Here is a 20,192-nt window from a genome sequence, read left to right on the forward strand (position 1 = left end):
AGCCCTGCCGTCAGACGCTTTCGCAGGCCGTCCGGTAGCGGTAGATTAACCGCGATTTTGCCTTGGGATGGAACAACCGATGTTGAATGATCCGCGCTCGCACGGGCTCTGGGAAAAGACCGCTCCGCAACCGCCTGTCACCGCGCCGCTTCAGGGCGCAGTCGAGGCTGATGTGGTGATCGTCGGCGGCGGCTATACCGGCATCTCCTCCGGCCTGCATCTGGCGGAAGCCGGGACGAAGGTCGTTCTGCTCGAAGCCAAGGAGATCGGCTTCGGCGGTGCCGGCCGCAATGTCGGCCTGATCAATGCCGGCATGTGGGTGATGCCCGATGATCTTCCCGGCGTTCTCGGCGAGGTCTATGGCGAGCGGCTGCTCGATATGCTCGGCAATGCGCCGCGTCTGGTCATGGAACTGATCGACAAGCATAGGATCGCCTGCGAGCTCGAAAAGAACGGCACGCTGCATTGCGCCGTCGGCGCCGAGGGCCTCAAGGAGATCGAGGACCGGGCGGAGCAATGGGGCAGGCGCGGTGCGCCGGTAACCTTGCTCGACGCGGCGGAAACCGCCCGCCGGATCGGCAGCGACGCCTATGCGGGAGCGCTGCTCGATATGCGCGCCGGCACGCTGCAGCCGCTGGCCTATGCGCGCGGACTGGCGCATGCTGCGGTCAAGGCCGGCGTCTCGATGCACACGGCAAGTCCGGTGACCGCCACCGAGCGCAAGGGCGCCAAATGGGTGGTGAAGACGGAAAAAGGTTCGGTGACCGCCGACTGGATCATCGTCGCCACCGATGCCTATAGCACCGGTCCCTGGGAGGCCGTTCGCAACGAGCAGGTTCATCTCCCCTATTTCAATCTCGCCACCACGCCGCTCAGCGACAATCTGCGCAAGTCGATCCTGCCCGGCCGCGAAGGCGTGTGGGATACCAAGGAGATTCTGTCGTCCTTCCGCATGGACCAGGCCGGCCGCCTCGTCTTCGGCAGCGTCGGGGCGCTGCGCAATACCGGTATTTCGGTCCACAAGAACTGGGCGAAGCGCTCGCTGCGGAAACTCTTCCCGCAGATCGGCGAGGTCGAGTTCGAATGCGAGTGGTACGGCAAGATCGGCATGACCGACAATGCTCTGCCGCGCTTCCACAAGTTTGCCGAAAATGTCGTCGGTTTTTCGGGCTATAATGGCCGCGGCATTGCGCCGGGCACGGTCTTCGGGCGTACGCTGGCGCAGCATATTCTCGGCCAGATCAGCGAAGCCGAGCTGCCGCTGCCGCTGACCGACCCACGCGAGCCGGGGTTCCGGGCAATCAAGGAAATGTGGTACGAAGCCGGCGCCCAGGTTGCCCACTTCGCCGATGCACGTTTTTAAGAACAAGAAGGTTGGAAACACATGACCATCGCTAGCCTCGATCTCGCAGCCGAAACGAAGAAGCTGCTTTCCGAACTCGGCGTTGACGCCGCCCGCTATGCCGGCGGCACGCTGCGCGTCACCTCGCCCGTCACGGGCAAGGAAATCGGTGCGCTGAAGGAAGATACCGTTGCCGACGCCAAGAAGGCGATCGATGCAGCACATAAGGCCTTTGCCGAATGGCGTGCCGTTCCGGCGCCGAAGCGCGGCGAGCTCGTCCGCTTGCTCGGAGAAGAGCTGCGCGCCGCCAAGGGCGCGCTTGGCCGTCTCGTCTCGATCGAAGTCGGCAAGATCACGTCCGAAGGTCTCGGCGAAGTTCAGGAAATGATCGACATCTGCGATTTCGCGGTGGGTCTCTCCCGCCAGCTTTACGGCCTGACGATCGCCACCGAGCGCTCCGAGCACCGCATGATGGAAAGCTGGCATCCGCTCGGCGTCGTTGGCATCATCTCGGCCTTCAACTTCCCGGTCGCCGTCTGGTCGTGGAATGCAGCGCTGGCGCTGGTCTGTGGCAACGCAACGGTCTGGAAGCCGTCCGAAAAGACGCCGCTGACGGCGCTTGCGACGCAGGCACTGTTCGAGCGGGCGCTGAAGCGCTTCGTCGCCGAAGGCGGCAAGGCGCCGGCAAATCTCTCGACCCTGCTGATCGGCGGCCGCGATGTCGGCGAAGCCCTCGTCGACCATCCCAAGGTGCCGCTGGTTTCGGCGACCGGTTCGACGGCGATGGGCCGCGCCGTCGGTCCGCGCCTGTCACAGCGTTTCGCCCGCGCCATCCTCGAACTCGGCGGCAACAATGCCGCGATCATCTGCCCGACGGCCGATCTCGACCTGACGCTGCGCGGCGTCGCCTTTTCCGCCATGGGCACGGCCGGTCAGCGCTGCACCACGCTGCGCCGCCTCTTCGTGCATGACAGCGTCTACGATAAGCTCGTTCCGCGTCTACAGAAAGCCTATGGCTCGGTCACCATCGGCAATCCGCTGGAAAGTGGCACGCTGGTCGGCCCGCTGATCAACAAGGCGGCCTTCGACAAGATGCAGTCGGCCCTTTCTGCAGCCAAGTCGGAGGGCGGCAAGGTCACCGGTGGCGAGCGTGTCGAGAACGGTGCCGGCGAAGCCTTCTATGTTCGTCCGGCTCTGGTCGAGATGCCGTCGCAGACGGGTCCCGTTGTCGACGAGACCTTTGCGCCGATCCTCTACGTCATGAAGTACAGCGATTTCGACGACGTGCTCGAGCTGCACAATGCCGTGCCGCAGGGCCTCTCCTCGTCGATCTTCACCAACGACATGCGCGAAGCGGAAACCTTCGTCTCTGCCCGCGGTTCGGATTGCGGCATCGCCAACGTCAATCTCGGCCCGTCCGGTGCCGAAATCGGCGGTGCTTTCGGTGGCGAGAAGGAAACCGGCGGCGGCCGTGAATCCGGTTCGGATGCGTGGAGGGCCTATATGCGCCGCGCTACCAACACCATCAATTACGGCAAGACCCTGCCGCTCGCACAGGGCGTCAAGTTCGACGTCGAATAAGGGCGCTTGCATTGCAGCATCGGGGGCGATGACGTAACACCGTCATCGCCCCCTTTTGTTTATTCCAAGGTCTTTCTCATGCATCTGACGCTCGCCGCTGCCGAAACGCTCGTCCTCGACGCGTTGAAACGCAATGGCGTCGAGGAGGGGAATGCGCTCTCGGTATCGCGGGCGCTTGTTGCGGCGGAAGCTGCCGGGCAGAGCGGGCACGGGCTTCGCCGCGCCGTTGCTTATGCGATGCAGGCGAAATCCGGGAAGGTCGATGGCGTCGCCAAGCCGATCCTCTATCAGCCCTATCCGTCCGTCATCCAGATCGATGCCTGCCACGGATATGCCTATCCGGCGCTCGATCTCGCCGTTCCCGTCCTGACCGAAATGGCCCGGTCGCAGGGTATCGCCATGGCGGCGATCCGCCGCTCGCACCATGCCGGCGTTCTGGCGCTGACGGTCGAGCGTTTTGCTGAGGCTGGCCTCGTTGCGATTATGGTTGCTAATGCCACGGCGGCGATGGCGGCCTGGGGCGGGCGCAAGCCGCTGTTCGGCACCAACCCGATTGCTTTTGCTGCGCCTGTAACGGGACAGGACCCTGTGGTCATCGACCTTGCGCTGTCGCGCGTGGCGCGCGGCAAGATCATGGCGGCGCGGCAGAAGGGTGTGCCGATCCCCGCCAACTGGGCCTTCGACCGCGACGGCCAGCCGACGACGGATGCGGTTGCGGCACTCGATGGCACGATGGTGCCCTCGGGCGAGGCCAAGGGCGCTGCCCTTGCGATGATGGTCGAAATCCTCGCTGCGCCGCTGACGGGCGCCAACTTCTCCTATGAATCGACCTCGCTTTTTGACGACAAGGGCGCGGCTCCCGGCCTCGGGCAGATGATCATCGTCATCAATCCGGAAGCGGGTGGTGGTGCGTTTGCGGCGGCCCGGCTGACCGAGCTTGCCAATGAAATTTCTTCCGATCCAGGTGTTCGGCTGCCCGGCAGGCGCGGGCTGACGGCGCGGCGCGCCGCGATCGAAAACGGCATTGATGTCGAGGATGATGTCGTCGATGCGATCCTCGCGGTATAGAATCGTTCTAAACTTGATAAATAATTTCAAGTATTTGTGATCATCCCATGGTGAAGCAAACTTGAAAATTGAAGTCAGGAAAAATATAGGGGGCGCGCATCACCCCACCCCCAGGGGAGATATTGCCATGGAGGGCATCATGAAGAATTCCATTACGCGCCGTTCCGCGCTCGCGCTGGCTGCGTCTCTTCTCGCTGCAACATCGCTCGCATCAGGCGCCAGCGCGCAGGACGAAGGCATCGTCGTCTATAACGCCCAGCACGAAAGCCTCGGCCGCGAATGGATTGATGCCTTCACCAAGGAGACCGGCATCAAGGTCACCATTCGTCAGGGCAGCGACATGCAGTTCGCCAACCAGATCATCCAGGAAGGCGACGCCTCCCCGGCAGATGTATTCCTGACGGAAAATTCCCCGGCCATGACGCTGGTCGACGGCGCAGGCCTCTTCGCACCCGTCGATAAGGAAACGCTCGATCAGGTTCCGGCCGAGTACCGTCCGTCCGACGGCATGTGGACCGGCATCGCCGCCCGCTCGACTGTCTTTGCCTATGACAAGCGCAAGCTGACCGAAGACAAGCTGCCGAAGTCGATGCTCGATCTCGCCGATCCGGCCTGGAAGGGCCGTTGGGGTGCGGCTCCTGCCGGTGCCGACTTCCAGGCCATCGTCAGCGCGCTGCTGCAGCTGAAGGGCGAGGAAGCGACTGCCGCATGGCTCAAGGGCCTCAAGGACAATGCGACGCCTTACAAGGGCAACAGCGTTGCGATGAAGGCGGTCAATGCCGGCGAAGTCGAAGGCGCGATCATCTACCACTACTACTGGTTCGGCGATCAGGCGAAGACGGCTGAAAACAGCGCCAATGTCGGCCTGCACTATTTCAAGAACCAGGATCCGGGCGCATTCGTCTCGATCTCCGGCGGCGGCGTTCTGAAGTCGACGCAGCACATGAAGGAAGCCCAGGCATTCCTGAAGTTCATCGCCGGCAAGGCCGGTCAGGCAATCCTGAAGAACGGCACGTCCTATGAATATGCCGTCAGCGGTGATTCCAACGACAAGCTCGTTCCGCTCAAGGATCTGAACGCACCGAAGGTCGAAGCCTCGGAGCTGAACAGCAAGAAGGTCGTCGAAATGATGACTGCTGCAGGCCTGATCTAAGCCCATCTGCCGCAGGCGGATGGAGTCAAAACTATTGCTTTTGGCTCAAGAAAACCTTACGGCATGACCAATCATGGCAACCGCTTCCTGACGAGGCGGTTGCCTTCCTTTTTCAGCGTCACAAAGGCGTCGGCCTTGCTGCAAGACAACAGATCGCTCGTGACCGGCCTTGCCGGCAATGAAGCGCCGGTCAGCACAATCAGTTCCCTGCGCGGGCGCATGCCGCACGCTTCCGTCGTCGTCTTCGCAACCATCGTCGCGCTCTTCAGCCTCGTGCCGCTCGGCTTCATCGCCTGGATCACCTACGATGTCGGCTGGGAAACCGTGAAGGCGCTCGTCTTCCGCCCGCGTGTCGGCGAGCTGATGATCAACACGGTGTTCCTGGAAGCGTTGACGGTTCCGCTGTCGATCGCGCTTGCGGTGACGCTCGCGTGGCTGACGGAACGGACCGACATTCCCTTCGCGCGCCTCTGGTCGTGGCTTGCGGTCGCGCCGCTCGCCGTTCCCGCCTTCGTTCACAGCTATGCCTGGATCAGCCTCGTGCCCGGCATGCGCGGGCTGCAGAGCGGCGTCTTCGTCTCGGTGCTTGCTTATTATCCCTTCCTCTACCTGCCGGTCGCAGCGGCACTTCGCCGTCTCGATCCGGCGATCGAGGATGCTGCGGCCTCGCTCGGGCTCGGCCCCTGGCGGGTGTTCTTCCGCACGATCCTGCCGCAGCTCAGGCTGGCGATCTGCGGCGGTTCGCTGCTGATCGCGCTGCATCTGCTGTCGGAATACGGGCTCTATGTGATGATCCGCTTCGACACGTTTGCGACGGCGATCGTCGACCAGTTCCAGTCCGCCTATAACAGCCCGGCCGCCAATATGCTCGGCGGCGTGCTCGTCGCCTGCTGCCTGTTCCTGCTCGGGCTCGAAATCCTCGTTCGCGGCAATGAGCGCTATGCCCGCGTCGGCTCCGGTTCGGCGCGCCCGGCAGACCGGCGCAGGCTCGGATGGTTCACCATTCCGGCGGTGCTGCTGCCCATCGCGGTTGCAGTGCTGACGCTCGGCGTTCCCCTGGTGACGCTGGGGCGCTGGCTCTATCTCGGCGGCGCCGAGATCTGGCGGCTGGATACGGTTGGCAGTGCGTTCATTCAGACAATCATTCTTGCCGTTGCGGGCGGTGTGCTGACGACGATTGCCGCGGTGCCGATGGCCTGGCTCTCGGTGCGCGCGCCGGGCCGCTTCCAGCGCTTCCTTGAAGCCTGCCACTATTATGTCGGCTCGCTGCCTGGCGTCGTCGTGGCGCTGGCGCTGGTTACGATCACCGTGCGGCTGGTGCTGCCGCTCTACCAGACCTTCGCGACGCTGACCGTCGCCTATGTTCTGCTATTCCTGCCGCGTGCCATGGTCGGCCTGCGCGCCAGCATCGCCCAGGCGCCGGTCGAACTCGAACGCGCCGCCATGGGCCTTGGCCGCACGCCGTCGCAGGCCGTGCGCCAGATCACCATGCGGCTTGCAGCACCTGGTTTTGCTGCCAGCGTCGCTCTCGTTGCGCTCGGGATCACCAACGAGCTGACGGCAACGCTGATGCTTTCGCCGAATGGCGTCGAGACGCTGTCGACGAAATTCTGGTCGCTGACGAGCGAGATCGATTACGTCTCGGCGGCGCCCTACGCGGTGATGATGATCATCCTGTCGCTGCCGCTGACGCTGCTTCTTTATTCCCAATCGAAACGGACTGCCGGACAATGACGCTGCTCACGATCCAATCCGCAAGCAAGCGCTATGGTCCGGTCACCGCGCTGGATAATGTGTCGCTGGATGTGCCTGCCGGGAGCCGCACCGCCGTCGTCGGACCATCGGGCTCCGGCAAGACGACGCTGCTGCGGCTGATCGCCGGTTTCGAGCGACCGGATCAGGGCAGGGTCGTGCTGAACGGCGAGATGCTCGCCGATGGCCCGGCAATCGTTCCCGCCCACAAGCGCGGCATCGGCATCGTTTCGCAGGACGGGGCACTGTTTCCGCATCTGAGCGTCGCCGAGAATATCGGCTTCGGCTTCGAGCGCGGGGCAATGGACCGCGAGAAGCGGATCGTCGAGCTTCTCGATATGGTCGAGCTCGACCGCAACATGCTGACGCGCCGTCCGCATCAGCTCTCGGGCGGTCAACAGCAGCGCGTGGCGCTTGCCCGCGCACTTGGCCGCAAGCCGCGCCTGATGCTGCTCGACGAGCCGTTCTCGGCGCTTGATACAGGTCTTCGCGAAAACATGCGCAAGGCCGTGTCACGTGTTCTGCAGGCAGCCGGGATCACCACGATCCTCGTGACCCACGATCAGGGCGAGGCATTGTCCTTCGCCGATCAGGTGGCGGTGTTGCGGGATGGGAAGCTGGTGCAATCAGGTTCGCCGCAGAAGCTCTATCTGCAGCCGAAGGACCGCGAGACTGCGCTGTTCCTCGGCGATGCCGTGATGCTGCCTGCGGTCATCCGCAACGGTTTTGCCGATTGTGCGCTTGGCCGGGTCGCCGTCGATGGCGATCATCAGGGCAAGGCCGAGATCATGCTGCGGCCGGAACAGATCCGCGTCGTTCCTGACGACAGCAAGCCCGCCTATCATGGCCGGGTGGTTGAGGTGGAATTCGGGGGCGCGACCTGCACCGTTGCCGTCTCGCTGGAGGGCGTGCAGCTGCCGCCGATCCTGATCAAGACTTCGAGCGTCGCGCTGCCGGAAACTGGCGACCGTGTCCGCCTGGACATCGCCGGCCGCGCGCATGTCTTCTCGGCGCGCTAGGCCGTCTTGCGATCGGCTTCTTCGCCCTGCTCCAGCCAGCCGCCGGTGAAGCCGGCGCGTTCGAGGCCAAGGCGAATGACCGGCGATTGCCGCATCAGGCTCCAGATAAAATCCGAACGGTCGTTCTCAATGGTCATCACCAGCAGACCCTGATCGATGCCGACGCAGCGGTCGTCCACCCAGCCTTCGGGACGTCTGGTCTTCACCGTCGGATTGAAGCCGCCCGGGAAACGGCCCTCGTAGGTCAGGTCAGGATAGGTCTCCAGCAGCGCCTTTGTGCCGTCGAGTGCCGCCTGGCGGTCAAAGGGGAGCGATGCGAGCGCTGCCCACGGCGCGATCGTTCCATCATCGGGGCCGAGCGGAGCACCGCGGGCTGCATAGCCCAGCACCTTCGGATGACGTCCGCCGCGCATATGGCGGCTCGGCGGTGGGCCGTCGGAGGCGGAGAGGCCCCAGATATCCTTGTTATAGCCGACGAAATGGCCGGGATTGCGCACGGCATAATCGCGCTGGACGGCGATCGAGATCTGCGTATTGCGGAAATAGTCCCAATCGCGGGCTGCCATCGGGCGGTCCTGGATGCCGCGGAAATCGATCCAGGCATGCGAGAAAAAATGGATAAAGAGCGGGCCGGCATAGAGATAGGCCTGATCCCTAAAGAGCATCCAGGAATAGCTCGAGGTAAAGGCGTCGTAGCTCGACTGCGGGATCGGGTGCGTCGGCGAGGCGAGCGCCAGCGTATAGAGCAGTACGGCCTCATCGTAACCCTGCCAGCGCCAGTGCAGGAAGCCGCTGGCGGGCTTCCAGCCCATGCAGATGGTCTCGCCCTTGTTGAGAGCCCAATGCCAGTCGATGCGCTCGTAAATGACCTTCACGAGGTCGCGGATTTCCTGCTCGTCGCCATCGGCGCGATCGAAGTAGGCCGAAGCCGTCAGCATGCCGGCGACAAGCAGCGTCGTATCGATGGTCGACAGCTCGCTGTTCCAGGCGCGGTGGCCGGTATCCATGTGCAGGAAGTGATAATAGAAGCCGCGATAGCCGCTTGCGTGGCGCTCCCGGCCCTGATGGCTTCCGGCAAAGAAGCGAAGCGTCGTCAGCGTGCGTTCGATGGCGCCTGCGCGCGTCATCCAGCCGCGCTCGACGCCGACGGTGTAGGATGACAGCGCAAAGCCGACGGCGGCGATACTGCAGGGCACGCCCTCGATCGACGTATCGGCAACAAGCCCGTTATCGGGATTGGTATGTTTCAGGAAGTAGTTGAAGGCGGATTGTTGCAGCCTGTCGATCAGCGCAGCATCCGTGTCGTCGAGTCGTTGCAGCATACTCAAACCATTCGTTTTCGCCCCTGCTTCAACATGGCGATGCGTTGCGTGCAAATCAAACCTTTTTGAAAAGCGCGCGAATTCGATGGATGCTGCGGCCGCAAAGGCGGAAACGGCAAAGCACACGCCTGAGCGTGTTGTCTGCATTTTCGATCTCTGAGGAAAAACTGGAGCGGGCGAAGGGGTTCGAACCCTCGACCCCAACCTTGGCAAGGTTGTGCTCTACCACTGAGCTACACCCGCTCATAATCCCGTCGGCCTGTGGTAGTTGTGAGGACCGTGGGCGCCACCTTGCGGCGACGGGCGCTATATCGCCCAAACGATTTTCAAATGCAACAGGGAAATGACGGAAAGCCGAAGAAAAATTCCAAGCTGTTGAAATGATTTCCGAAAACGCCGCAAATCTGCGCGAAAGCGTCGATCATGCGCATTGCCAAAGCCGACGCCCGGACTTAATCAAAGCGCCTGCCCGCAATTTTCATCAGATGGATGCCGCGATGACCGATACCAAACCGAAGACCCGCGACGAACTTTTCGCCTTTCTGGACAGCCTCGGCATCAAACATTCCACCAAGGATCATGCACCCGTCTTCACGGTCGCCGAATCGGTGGCCCTGCGTGACGAAATTCCGGGCGGGCACACGAAGAACCTTTTCGTGAAGGACAAGAAGGACCAGTTTTTCCTGCTGACCGTCGAGGAGCATGCCTCTGTCGATCTCAAGACGGTGCACACGCTGATCGGTGCGGCGAGCAAGGTCTCCTTCGGCAAGCCCGAGAAGCTGATGGAATATCTCGGCGTCATTCCCGGCTCGGTCACGGCCTTCGGCGCGATCAACGATACCGGCCACAACGTGACCTTCGTTCTCGATGCGGATCTGATGAAGGACGAGATCATCAACTGCCATCCGCTGTCGAACGACGCGACGACCTCTATATCAAGTGCCGATCTCGTCCGTTTCATGGAAGCGACGGGCCACAAGCCGCTTGTCTTGAAAGTCACGGCCTGACATACGATTTTAACGCTAGAAAAAAGGCCGGGCACGACCGGCGTGGCGGGAGATACCTATGAGCGGCAACGACAACCCCTACAGCACGTCCTACGGCACGATGTCGGCAACGGCGACCTATGGCGGCGCACAGCAGCCTGCGGCGGCTCCGGCAGCAGCCGGTAGCTATATCAAGGACACGACGACGGCGAATTTCACCAAGGATGTCATCGAGGATTCGCGCAACCAGCCGGTTCTCGTCGATTTCTGGGCGCCCTGGTGCGGTCCGTGCAAGCAGCTGACGCCGGTGCTCGAAAAGGTCGTCAACGAGGCCCAGGGCCGCGTCAAGCTCGTGAAGATGAATATCGACGATCATCCGTCGATCGCAGGCCAGCTCGGCATCCAGTCTATCCCGGCCGTCATCGCTTTTGTCGGCGGCCGTCCGGCTGACGGCTTCATGGGCGCGGTCCCGGAAAGCCAGGTTCGCCAGTTCATCGATCGGCTCGCCGGTCCTGCCGGCGCCGATCAGGCAGCCGAAATTGAAGCTGTTCTCGAAGAGGCCGCTGGGCTTCTGGCATCGGGCGACGTCAATGGCGCTGCGCAGCTCTATGGCGCCGTCATGCAGGCCGATCCGGAGAATGCCAAGGCGCTCGCCGGCATGGCCGAATGCATGATCGCCGCCAATCAGCACGAGCGCGCCCGCGAAGCGCTGACCGATCTGCCGGAAGAGCTCTCGAAGGATGCCGCCATCCAGGCCGTTCTCAAAAAGCTCGACCAGATCGAAGAAGCCCGCAAGCTGGGAGACCCCTTTGCGCTGGAACAGCAGCTTTCGGGCAATGCTGACGACCACGAAGCGCGGATGAAGCTTGCCAAGATCCGCAATGTCGAGGGGCGCCGCGACGAGGCCGCGGAGCACCTGCTGACCATCATGCGCAAGGACCGCACCTTTGACGATGATGGCGCCCGGCGCCAGCTTCTGCAGTTCTTCGAAGTCTGGGGCTTCAAGGATCCTGCGACTGTTTCCGCCCGGCGCAAGCTTTCGGCGATGCTGTTCTCCTAACTTGATGCGGCTGCCCTTGCGTTTTCATGCAAGGGCACCACATTCAGAAAGATGGCAGGGTTGCGATTTTTCCTGCCTGCATTATGCGGGACGAAATTTCATGCAAGTCGGCAATGCGAGATATTTGAAACCCGGCGATCTGCCGGAAACCATCGCTGTCTTCCCTTTGACCGGCGCTCTTCTCCTGCCGACCGGGCAGCTTCCCTTAAACATTTTCGAGCCGCGTTATCTGGCGATGTTCGATGCCGCCATGGCCGGAAACCGGCTGATCGGCATGGTGCAGCCGGCACTTGGCGATAGCGACGAAAAGATGCCGGATTGCAATCTGGCGCCTGTCGGCTGCCTTGGCCGCATCACCTCTTTCGCCGAAACGGGCGATGGCCGCTATATCGTATCGCTGACCGGCATCTGCCGTTTCAGGCTGATCGGCGAGAAGGTGAGCCACGACCCGTTCCGCACCTTCCGTATCGCTCCGTTCATTTCCGATCTCTCGGCACGTGACGAGGAGGATGCAGTCGATCGCGCCGCCCTGCTCTCTGCCTTCCGTGCCTATCTCGATGCCAACAAGCTGGAAGCGGATTGGGAGAGCGTCGAGCGGGCAAGCAACCTGACGCTCGTCAATTCGCTCGCCATGATGTCACCCTTCGGCCCTGCGGAGAAGCAGGCGCTGCTGGAAGCGCCCGATCTCAAGACACGGGCGGAGACGCTGATCGCTATTACCGAAATCGTGTTGGCGCGCGTCTTCGGTGACTCCGATACGGTTTTGCAGTAAGTCCTAAGAGATGGACGAAAAACTCAGTCGCGTTGATCCGAAGCTCCTCGAGCTCCTCGTCTGCCCCCTGACCAAGGGGCGGCTGACCTATGACCGCGACCACAACGAGCTCGTCTCCGAGAAGGGGCGGCTCGCCTACCCCATTCGTGACGGCATTCCGATCATGCTCGTCTCCGAGGCACGCAGGCTGGACGACTAGATCGCCTCGCCCGCCAATAGCCGCGGATTGCCCTTTGCCGTCGTTCCGGCGGCCTGGCCGATGAAGAACGACTTCAGGCCCGGCAGGCGATCGACGAGGCCGAGGCCGACGTCGCGGGCGATGCGGATGGGCGTCACGTCGTTCGAAAACAGACGGTTCAGAACGTCGGTCGTAACACCCATGCGGAACGTGTCGAAGCGGCGCCATGTCTGGTAGCGCTCCAGGATATTGGTCGAGCCGATATCGAGGCCGAGACGGTCGGCTTCGACGATGGTTTCGGCGAGCGCCGCCACATCTTTGAAGCCGAGGTTGAGACCCTGACCGGAGATCGGGTGAATGCCGTGTGCTGCGTCTCCTGCCAGCGCAAAGCGCGGGGCGACGAAAGAGCGCGCCAACGTCAGGCCAAGCGGGAAGGCGCGCTTGGCGCCGATCACCTTGAGAGCGCCGAGCTTGTGGCCGAAGCGGCGTTCCAGTTCCTCTTCGAAAATCAGATCGTCACCGGCAACCAGCCGGTTTGCATCGCTGGTACGTTCGGTCCAGACGAGCGACGAGCGGTTGTTGGTCAGCGGCAGGATGGCGAAGGGGCCGGAGGGCAGGAAATGCTCCTCGGCGCAGCCATTATGCGGCCGCTCGTGCTCGACGGTGGCGACAATGCCGGACTGGCCGTAATCCCAGCTCACCGTCTTGATACCGGCAAAGTCGCGCAGCTTGGAGCGCACGCCGTCGCAGGCCACCACGAGACGTGCTTCGATGGCACTGCCATCGGAGAGTTCGACGCTCGCGTGATTTTCACCGGCGCTCAGTCCCGTCGCGCTCAGTCCATGGCGGATCTGGATGCCGAGCCGCTGGCAGACGCCGCGCAATTCGCGCACCATGACGGCGTTCGGGATCATATGGGCGAAAGGCCGGCCTTCCTCGATCTCGCCGTCGAAGGTCAGGAAAACGGGGCGCACCGGATCCGATGTCTTGGAATCGGTGACGATCATCTTGGTGATCGGCTGCGCCTCGGCGCGGATATTCTCCCAGATGCCGAAGACCTCCAGCATCTTGGCTGCGGCGGCGATGATGGCGGAGGCGCGCATGTCCTTCTGCCAGACGTGCTCGGGCGCGGCCTCGACAACGGCGACATCAAGATGCGGCGCAGCCTGCTTGACCGCCACCGCCGCGGAGAGGCCCACATAGCCTCCGCCAACAACCAGCATATCAAGCATCGCTTACTCCTCAGCCTTGTGAATACAATCGTGATCTATATAGATCATCGCTCCCTTACTTCCTACTGCCGGGGGCAAGCAAATGACCGCAGCTGCGGCAAAACCGACCGCCATGGAAACCCTTCTTGCGACGCTCGACCTCGAGCCGATCGAAATCGACATTTTTCGCGGCCGCAGCCCTCAAGTGGGCTGGCAGCGGGTGTTCGGCGGACAGGTGATCGGCCAGGCGCTGATGGCGGCGCAGCGGACGATCGAGGCGGGGCGAATCGTGCATTCGCTGCATGCCTATTTCATGCGTCCTGGCGATCCCTCGGTGGCGATCATCTATCAGGTCGAGCGTATCCGCGACGGCTCCAGCTTCAATACCCGCCGTGTCGTCGCCATCCAGCATGGCAAGGCTATCTTTGCGCTGTCCTGCTCATTCCAGATCGAGGAACCCGGTTTCGACCATCAAGCCGCGATGCCGGATGTGCCACCTCCGGAGAAGCTTCTCGGCGAGCAGCAGATCAAGGACCAGTATCTGGCGCACGCACCGGCGGCGATCCGCAAGTACTGGGAGCGTGAACGGCCGATCGAAATCCGGCCGGTATCGCTGAAGCACTATTTCTCCAACGAGAAGCTGGAGCCGCGCCAGGATGTCTGGGTGCGCGCCACGGGTCCCGTTCCCGATGACCGGCTCTATCAGGCGGCGGTGCTTGCCTATCTCTCGGATATGACGCTGCTCGATACCTCGCTCTATGCGCATGGCACGTCGATTTTCGATCAGACCCTGCAGGTCGCCAGCCTCGATCATTCGATGTGGTTCCACAGGCCCGACAAACTGGACGACTGGCTGCTCTATACCCAGGATAGCCCGTCTGCTTCGGGTGCTCGCGGGCTGACGCGCGGTAGCCTGTTTACGCGCTCGGGTGTTCTGATTGCGTCGGTCGCCCAGGAGGGTTTGATTCGGAAAAAGGCAGATGAATAAATAATGTGCATATTTGTGTTTTTGCGCATTTTTTAAGCTGCAATTGCTTCGTCAGATGCCTCATAATTGGCATCCTCTGATATCATCTTTACTTTTCAATAACTTATAACGCGCCTCGAATCTGGCACGCCCCTTGAATGTATATCCCCGGTCGCTGGTCGTGAACGTCAGCGGCAAGGAGAGTCGGCTCCGTGCCGAGGATAACGAAGGATGGGAAACCAGATGAAAATTGTGATGGCCATTATCAAGCCGTTCAAGCTCGATGAGGTGCGCGAAGCCCTCACCGCGATCGGCATCCAGGGCCTGACCGTGACCGAAGTTAAGGGCTACGGGCGCCAAAAGGGACATACCGAAATCTATCGCGGCACTGAATATGCGGTCAGCTTCCTGCCGAAGCTCAAGATCGAGATCGCTGTTGCCACCGAGATCGTCGACAAGGCGGTCGAAGCCATCGCGTCGTCGGCCAAGACCGGCCAGATCGGCGACGGCAAGATCTTTGTCTACTCGATCGACCATGCCGTCCGCATCCGCACCGGCGAAACCGATACCGAAGCGCTCTAAGAACCGCTGAGCAAGGAGCTTTATACCAATGTCAATTTCGAAGTTTTCCTCCACTTTTGCGCGGCTCGGCGCTGCGTCGGCTGCGCTTCTCGCGCCGGTCGCCGCTTTCGCACAGGATGCGGCAACGACGGCCGCTCCGGCAGCTGCCGCTGCAGCACCGGTTGCTGACAAGGGCGATACCGCCTTCATGTTCATTTCTACGCTGCTGGTTCTCTTCATGATCCTGCCGGGTCTCGCCCTGTTCTACGGCGGTCTCGTTCGCGCCAAGAACATGCTCTCGGTTCTCATGCAGTGCACGATGGTCGCTGCGGTTCTGATGCTCATCTGGGTCATCTATGGCTATTCCTTCGCCTTCGGCGGCTCGGACAGCCCGTATTGGGGCGGCACGGCGAAGATGTTCTTTGCCGGCGTCACCAAGGATTCGACGGCTGCGACCTTCTCGCAGGGCGTTGTCATTCCTGAGTTCATCTTCGCGATGTTCCAGATGACCTTCGCGGCCATCACGCCTGCCCTGATCGTCGGCGCCTTCGCCGAACGCATCAAGTTCTCGGCAGTCGTTCTGTTCTGCGCACTCTGGGCAACCTTCGTCTATTTCCCGATCGCGCACATGGTCTGGGATGCCAACGGCATGCTCTTCAAGATGGGCGCGCTCGACTTCGCAGGCGGCACGGTCGTTCACATCAATGCCGGCGTTGCCGGTCTGATCGGCGCGATCATGGTCGGCAAGCGTACCGGCTACGGCAAGGACATGATGGCTCCGCATTCGATGACGCTGACCATGGTCGGTGCATCCATGCTCTGGTTCGGCTGGTTCGGCTTCAACGCCGGCTCCAACCTCGAAGCTTCCGGTGGCGCCATGCTCGCAACGGTCAACACCTTCGTTGCAACCGCTGCTGCCGTCATCTCCTGGGCGATCGTTGAAAGCCTGACGCGCGGCAAGGCATCCATGCTCGGCGGCGCTTCCGGTATGGTCGCTGGTCTCGTTGCCATCACGCCTGCTGCCGGCATCGTCGGCCCGATGGGTGCGATCGTCATGGGTCTGATCGTTTCGCCGCTTTGCTACTTCTTCGTCTCCGTCGTGAAGAACAAGTTCGGCTACGACGATACGGCTGACGTCTTCGGCGTTCACGGCGTCGGCGGCATGTTCGGTGCCGTTGCTACCGGCATCTTCGCCAGCGCTTCGCTTGGCGGCGTCGGTTACGCAGAAGGCGTAACGATGGGCGGTCAGGTCATGACCCAGATCACGGCTATCGCCACCACCATCGTATGGTGCGGCGTCGGCTCGGCGATCCTCTACAAGGTCGTCGACCTCATCGTCGGTCTGCGTGTTGCAGTCGAAGCCGAACGCGAAGGTCTCGACCTCGCAACCCACGGCGAAGCTGCTTACCACTCGTAATCAAGGGATTGCGGCGCCCGGAAACAAAGGGCGCCACTGAATGGCCCGTCGCGGCCTAGCGAAACGCCTAGACCGCATTTTGGCCCGGACCTTCCAAGGTTCGGGCCCTTTTATTTTGAAGCTGCTAATCCTGCCTGTCATGGTTAACACCGCTTTAACCGTCCTCTGATTAGGTGGAGCGGACGCATTCTGCGTGGATGGCGCGAGGGCGATTCGCGCCGCAGCAAATGGACGGGTAGGTTACATGGCAAGAAGCACGTCGCCGGCGATCGATAGCCGGCCGGACCGTTTCTCCCTTTCGGGGTTCCTGTTCAGGCAGGCGCAGGCTCTTCTGGGCTTTGCGATCTTCCTGATGCTGGCGCTTGCCGTCGCAGCGCTGGCAACCTGGAATGTTGCCGATCCGAGCTATTCCTATGCCACCGGCAATGCCCCCACCAACATACTCGGCTATAGCGGCGCCGCTTTCGCCGATATCGCCATGCAGTTCTTCGGCCTCGCCAGCGTCATCGCCCTGCTGCCGGTCGTCGCCTGGGCGCTCTCCCTGATCTCCGGCCGCCATATCAGCCGCATTCCGGCCCGTGGCGGTGCATGGGCCCTCGGCTCGGTGCTGTCCTCGGCCGTTGTCGGCTGCTTCCCGCCGCCGCTCACCTGGCCGATCCCGAACGGTATCGGCGGTGTCGTCGGCGACATGATCCTGCGCTTTCCGGCCCTCTTCGTCGGCGCGTACCCGACCGGCACCTTCGCAACTGCCGTCGGCTGCGTCTTCGCCATTCCGACGGTCTGGATGATGCTGTTTGCTGCCGGTCTCGTCGGCCGTACCGAAGAGGATGAGGACTTCGCCGAAGACTACGCTGCCGCGACGCCTTCGAAGGCGCGCTCGGTCGGCGAAGCCGATGAGGACGATGGCGACGACGAGGGTGGCTGGCTTGCCTTTGGAGCGCTGACGCATGCCTGGTACATGAGCCAGGCGCGCATGCGCCGCATCTTCGGCATGGGTCCGCGCAAGCGCCGCCAGAGTGATTTCGAATCGCCTTACGACTTCAACGACGACGAGTTCGGCAAGCTCAACGAACCGGTTCGCGCCAAGGCGCCGGCCGGTCGCGGCGAGCGCATGGATCCGTCGATGGAGATGGGTGCGGGCTCGCAGCGCCGCGTCGTTTCCGCCCCGTCGATCTCGCTCAACGATGACGATGATGACGCGCCGTTTGATACGGACATGCCGCCGCGTCCTGCCGACATCCTGCCTGACGATGATGAAGATGCCTGGATGATGCGCGCTCCGGCGCGCTCTAACGGTGGCAAGCCGGAGCCGCGCGTCACTCCCGCTGCGTCCCGCCCCAAGCCGGGTGCCCGCGTCGATCGTGAATCGCAGGGCAGCTTCATTCGCCCCGAAGGCTTCCAGCTGCCGCCCATGCATCTTCTGGCGGAGCCGAAGAATGTTGTGCGCGATTCCTCGCTCTCGGCCGATGCGCTGGAGCAGAATGCCCGCATGCTGGAAGGCGTTCTCGAAGATTTCGGCGTCAAGGGCGAGATCATCCATGTTCGCCCCGGTCCGGTCGTCACGCTGTACGAGCTGGAGCCGGCTCCCGGCATCAAGTCGTCGCGCGTCATCGGCCTTGCCGACGATATCGCCCGCTCGATGAGTGCGATCGCCGCCCGCGTCGCCGTCGTTCCCGGCCGCAACGCGATCGGCATCGAACTGCCGAACTCGACCCGCGAAACCGTTTACCTGCGCGAGCTCATCGCATCGCGCGACTTCGAGGGATCCAAGGCGAAGCTCGCCATGGCGCTCGGCAAGACGATCGGCGGCGAAGCCGTCATCGCCGACCTCGCGAAGATGCCGCATCTGCTCGTTGCCGGTACCACCGGTTCGGGTAAGTCGGTCGCCATCAATACGATGATCCTGTCGCTGCTCTATCGGATGACTCCGGAGCAGTGCCGCCTGATCATGATCGACCCGAAGATGCTCGAACTCTCCGTCTACGACGGCATTCCGCATCTGCTCTCGCCTGTCGTGACCGATCCGAAGAAGGCCGTCGTGGCGCTCAAGTGGACCGTCCGCGAGATGGAAGAGCGCTACAAGAAGATGTCGAAGATCGGCGTGCGCAACATCGACGGCTTCAACGCCCGTGTTGAGCAGGCGCTTGCCAAGGGCGAGCAGATTTCGCGCACCGTCCAGACCGGCTTCGATCGCCACACCGGCGAGGCGATGTACGAGACGGAAGAATTCGATCTGCAGCCGATGCCGTATATCGTCGTGATCATTGACGAAATGGCCGACCTGATGATGGTCGCGGGCAAGGATATCGAAGGCGCCGTGCAGCGTCTGGCGCAGATGGCGCGTGCCGCCGGTATCCACGTCATCATGGCGACCCAGCGTCCGTCGGTCGACGTCATCACCGGCACGATCAAGGCAAACTTCCCGACCCGTATCTCGTTCCAGGTCACCTCAAAGATCGACAGCCGCACGATCCTTGGCGAACAGGGCGCCGAGCAGCTGCTCGGTATGGGCGACATGCTCTACATGGCCGGTGGCGGCCGTATCCAGCGCGTCCACGGTCCGTTCGTCGCCGATATGGAAGTCGAAGAGATCGTCTCCTTCCTGAAGACCCAGGGCGCGCCGCAATATCTCGACGCGATTACTGCTGACGACGATGAAGACGACGACTACGGCGGCGGCCCGGCCGGCACGTCCAATCTTGCCGATTCCGACGATCCCTATGATCAGGCGGTGGCCGTCGTGCTTCGTGACGGCAAGGCCTCGACCTCCTACATCCAGCGCCGTCTCGGCATTGGCTATAACCGTGCCGCATCGCTGATCGAGCGCATGGAGAAGGAAGGGGTTGTCGGTCCGGCGAACCATGCCGGCAAACGCGAGATTCTCGTTCCGACCGAAGGTGATATACTCGATCGCTAGAGGCCGAAAAAAATCTTTCGAGGCAACAACTTCACGGAAACCTGATCGCCTCGAAAACGTTACCTGCTTCAGCCATGCTTCTGCGCCATGAAGACGCCGCCTTTCGGCAGCAAGCAGGTCGCATAAAGGAGACTTAGATGAACAACTCCGATTCCTTCCTCGAAGGCTTTTCGCTGACGCGCCGCCATATGCTGGGCGCGATGGCGCTGGTGGCTGCGTCTGCGGCCCTGCCGGTCAATGTCTTCGCTCAGGCTGCTGCCGGAGGTTCGGCGACGGCTCAGGCGATTGCTGACCACTTCTCGAGCGTTGGCACCATGCAGGGCGAGTTCGTGCAGTTCGGACCGCGCGGTGAACAGACCGGCGGCAAGTTCTTCATTCAGCGCCCGGGCAAGCTGCGCTTCAACTACGACGACCCATCGCCGATCCGCGTGATCGCCGATGGAAAGAACGTTGCCGTGGGTAACCTGAAGCTGAAGACCTGGAACCTCTACCCGCTGTCGAAGACGCCTCTTAGCCTGCTGCTCGCGCAGAAGATCAACCTGAACGATGGCTCGGTAAAGAGCGTCAAGGAAGAGTCCGACCTGACGACGATCGCGCTCGGCAACAACACGGTGTTCGGCAATTCGACGATCACCATGATGTTCGATCCGAAGACCTACGATCTGCGTCAGTGGACGATCACCGACAATCAGGGCAAGGACACCTCCGTCATGGTGTTCAACGTCAAGACCGGCGTGCAGTTCGACGACAAGGTCTTCAAGGTGCCCTACGAGAGCATCCCGGGCACTGCCGCCTATCGCGACTGATCGTGCCTTCTACGATTTCTGGAAACGCCCGGCTTCGTCCGGGCGTTTTTGTTTGCGGCCCGTTTCCTATGGCGCCGCTT

At 62.1% G+C, this 20,192-nt stretch carries 17 protein-coding genes and 1 tRNA gene; 15 read left to right on the plus strand and 3 right to left on the minus strand.

Annotated features, from left to right (window positions below):
* The first annotated feature begins 79 nt into the window (after positions 1 to 79).
* The 6 genes from ACQZ5H_RS20670 (at position 80) to ACQZ5H_RS20695 (ending at position 7,915) form a co-directional block, all read left to right on the plus strand.
* Entirely contained in the window at positions 80 to 1,363 is a 1,284-nt protein-coding gene (locus tag ACQZ5H_RS20670) for an NAD(P)/FAD-dependent oxidoreductase (RefSeq protein WP_449098917.1), read from the plus strand.
* A 21-nt stretch (positions 1,364 to 1,384) separates the two neighbouring features.
* Complete coding sequence (gene amaB, locus ACQZ5H_RS20675; protein WP_449098918.1) at positions 1,385 to 2,923, plus strand: L-piperidine-6-carboxylate dehydrogenase; 1,539 nt, start codon at positions 1,385 to 1,387, stop codon at positions 2,921 to 2,923.
* Positions 2,924 to 3,001: 78 nt separating this feature from the next.
* Entirely contained in the window at positions 3,002 to 3,991 is a 990-nt protein-coding gene (locus ACQZ5H_RS20680; protein ID WP_449098919.1) for an Ldh family oxidoreductase, read from the plus strand.
* A gap of 139 nt (positions 3,992 to 4,130) precedes the next feature.
* A complete protein-coding gene (locus tag ACQZ5H_RS20685; protein ID WP_112718497.1) occupies positions 4,131 to 5,144 on the plus strand; it encodes an iron ABC transporter substrate-binding protein in 1,014 nt (337 codons plus the stop codon).
* Between the two features lie 63 nt (positions 5,145 to 5,207).
* Positions 5,208 to 6,878, plus strand: a complete 1,671-nt coding sequence (locus ACQZ5H_RS20690; protein WP_449098920.1) for an ABC transporter permease — start codon at positions 5,208 to 5,210, stop codon at positions 6,876 to 6,878.
* Positions 6,875 to 7,915 carry an ABC transporter ATP-binding protein gene (locus tag ACQZ5H_RS20695; protein WP_413710499.1) on the plus strand — a complete coding sequence of 347 codons (1,041 nt, stop codon included), beginning with the start codon at positions 6,875 to 6,877 and terminating at the stop codon, positions 7,913 to 7,915. The genes ACQZ5H_RS20690 and ACQZ5H_RS20695 overlap by 4 nt, the downstream gene beginning before the upstream one ends.
* Here the strand turns inward: ACQZ5H_RS20695 and ACQZ5H_RS20700 are convergent.
* Entirely contained in the window at positions 7,912 to 9,237 is a 1,326-nt protein-coding gene (locus tag ACQZ5H_RS20700) for a glucoamylase family protein (protein WP_449098921.1), read from the minus strand. The genes ACQZ5H_RS20695 and ACQZ5H_RS20700 overlap by 4 nt on opposite strands.
* 168 nt (positions 9,238 to 9,405) lie before the next feature.
* Positions 9,406 to 9,480: transfer RNA gene (locus ACQZ5H_RS20705), tRNA-Gly, on the minus strand.
* Between the two features lie 254 nt (positions 9,481 to 9,734).
* Between ACQZ5H_RS20705 and ACQZ5H_RS20710 the strand changes: the two genes are divergently transcribed.
* From ACQZ5H_RS20710 to ACQZ5H_RS20725, 4 genes are all read left to right on the plus strand, one after another.
* The gene (locus ACQZ5H_RS20710) at positions 9,735 to 10,244 is read left to right on the plus strand and encodes a prolyl-tRNA synthetase associated domain-containing protein (RefSeq protein ID WP_112718499.1); all 510 of its coding nucleotides are present in this window, start codon (positions 9,735 to 9,737) and stop codon (positions 10,242 to 10,244) included.
* 58 nt (positions 10,245 to 10,302) lie between these two features.
* On the plus strand, positions 10,303 to 11,283 hold the full coding sequence (gene trxA, locus ACQZ5H_RS20715) for a thioredoxin (protein ID WP_449098922.1): 981 nt from the start codon (positions 10,303 to 10,305) through the stop codon (positions 11,281 to 11,283).
* Positions 11,284 to 11,383: 100 nt separating this feature from the next.
* The gene (locus tag ACQZ5H_RS20720; RefSeq protein ID WP_449098923.1) at positions 11,384 to 12,055 is read left to right on the plus strand and encodes an LON peptidase substrate-binding domain-containing protein; all 672 of its coding nucleotides are present in this window, start codon (positions 11,384 to 11,386) and stop codon (positions 12,053 to 12,055) included.
* Positions 12,056 to 12,065: 10 nt separating this feature from the next.
* Positions 12,066 to 12,254, plus strand: a complete 189-nt coding sequence (locus ACQZ5H_RS20725) for a Trm112 family protein (protein WP_112718321.1) — start codon at positions 12,066 to 12,068, stop codon at positions 12,252 to 12,254.
* Here the strand turns inward: ACQZ5H_RS20725 and ACQZ5H_RS20730 are convergent.
* Entirely contained in the window at positions 12,251 to 13,465 is a 1,215-nt protein-coding gene (locus ACQZ5H_RS20730) for a ubiquinone biosynthesis hydroxylase (RefSeq protein WP_449098924.1), read from the minus strand. The two genes, ACQZ5H_RS20725 and ACQZ5H_RS20730, sit on opposite strands and share 4 nt — an antisense overlap.
* 82 nt (positions 13,466 to 13,547) lie before the next feature.
* On the opposite strand from ACQZ5H_RS20730, the gene tesB reads away from it, so the two are divergent.
* The 5 genes from tesB (at position 13,548) to ACQZ5H_RS20755 (ending at position 20,112) form a co-directional block, all read left to right on the plus strand.
* Positions 13,548 to 14,432 (plus strand): acyl-CoA thioesterase II, encoded by an 885-nt coding sequence (gene tesB, locus ACQZ5H_RS20735; protein WP_449098925.1) that lies wholly within the window; start codon positions 13,548 to 13,550, stop codon positions 14,430 to 14,432.
* 210 nt (positions 14,433 to 14,642) lie between these two features.
* Complete coding sequence (locus tag ACQZ5H_RS20740) at positions 14,643 to 14,993, plus strand: P-II family nitrogen regulator (RefSeq protein WP_162698828.1); 351 nt, start codon at positions 14,643 to 14,645, stop codon at positions 14,991 to 14,993.
* A 28-nt stretch (positions 14,994 to 15,021) separates the two neighbouring features.
* Positions 15,022 to 16,389, plus strand: coding sequence for an ammonium transporter (locus tag ACQZ5H_RS20745; RefSeq protein WP_112718327.1), 1,368 nt, complete (start codon positions 15,022 to 15,024; stop codon positions 16,387 to 16,389).
* A 244-nt stretch (positions 16,390 to 16,633) separates the two neighbouring features.
* Positions 16,634 to 19,306: a DNA translocase FtsK 4TM domain-containing protein gene (locus ACQZ5H_RS20750; RefSeq protein WP_449098926.1), complete on the plus strand. Its 2,673-nt coding sequence runs from the start codon at positions 16,634 to 16,636 to the stop codon at positions 19,304 to 19,306.
* Positions 19,307 to 19,443: 137 nt separating this feature from the next.
* Entirely contained in the window at positions 19,444 to 20,112 is a 669-nt protein-coding gene (locus ACQZ5H_RS20755) for an outer membrane lipoprotein carrier protein LolA (RefSeq protein WP_112718331.1), read from the plus strand.
* Positions 20,113 to 20,192 lie beyond the last annotated feature (80 nt).

It is taken from the genome of Rhizobium sp. 21-4511-3d (genome assembly GCF_053522545.1).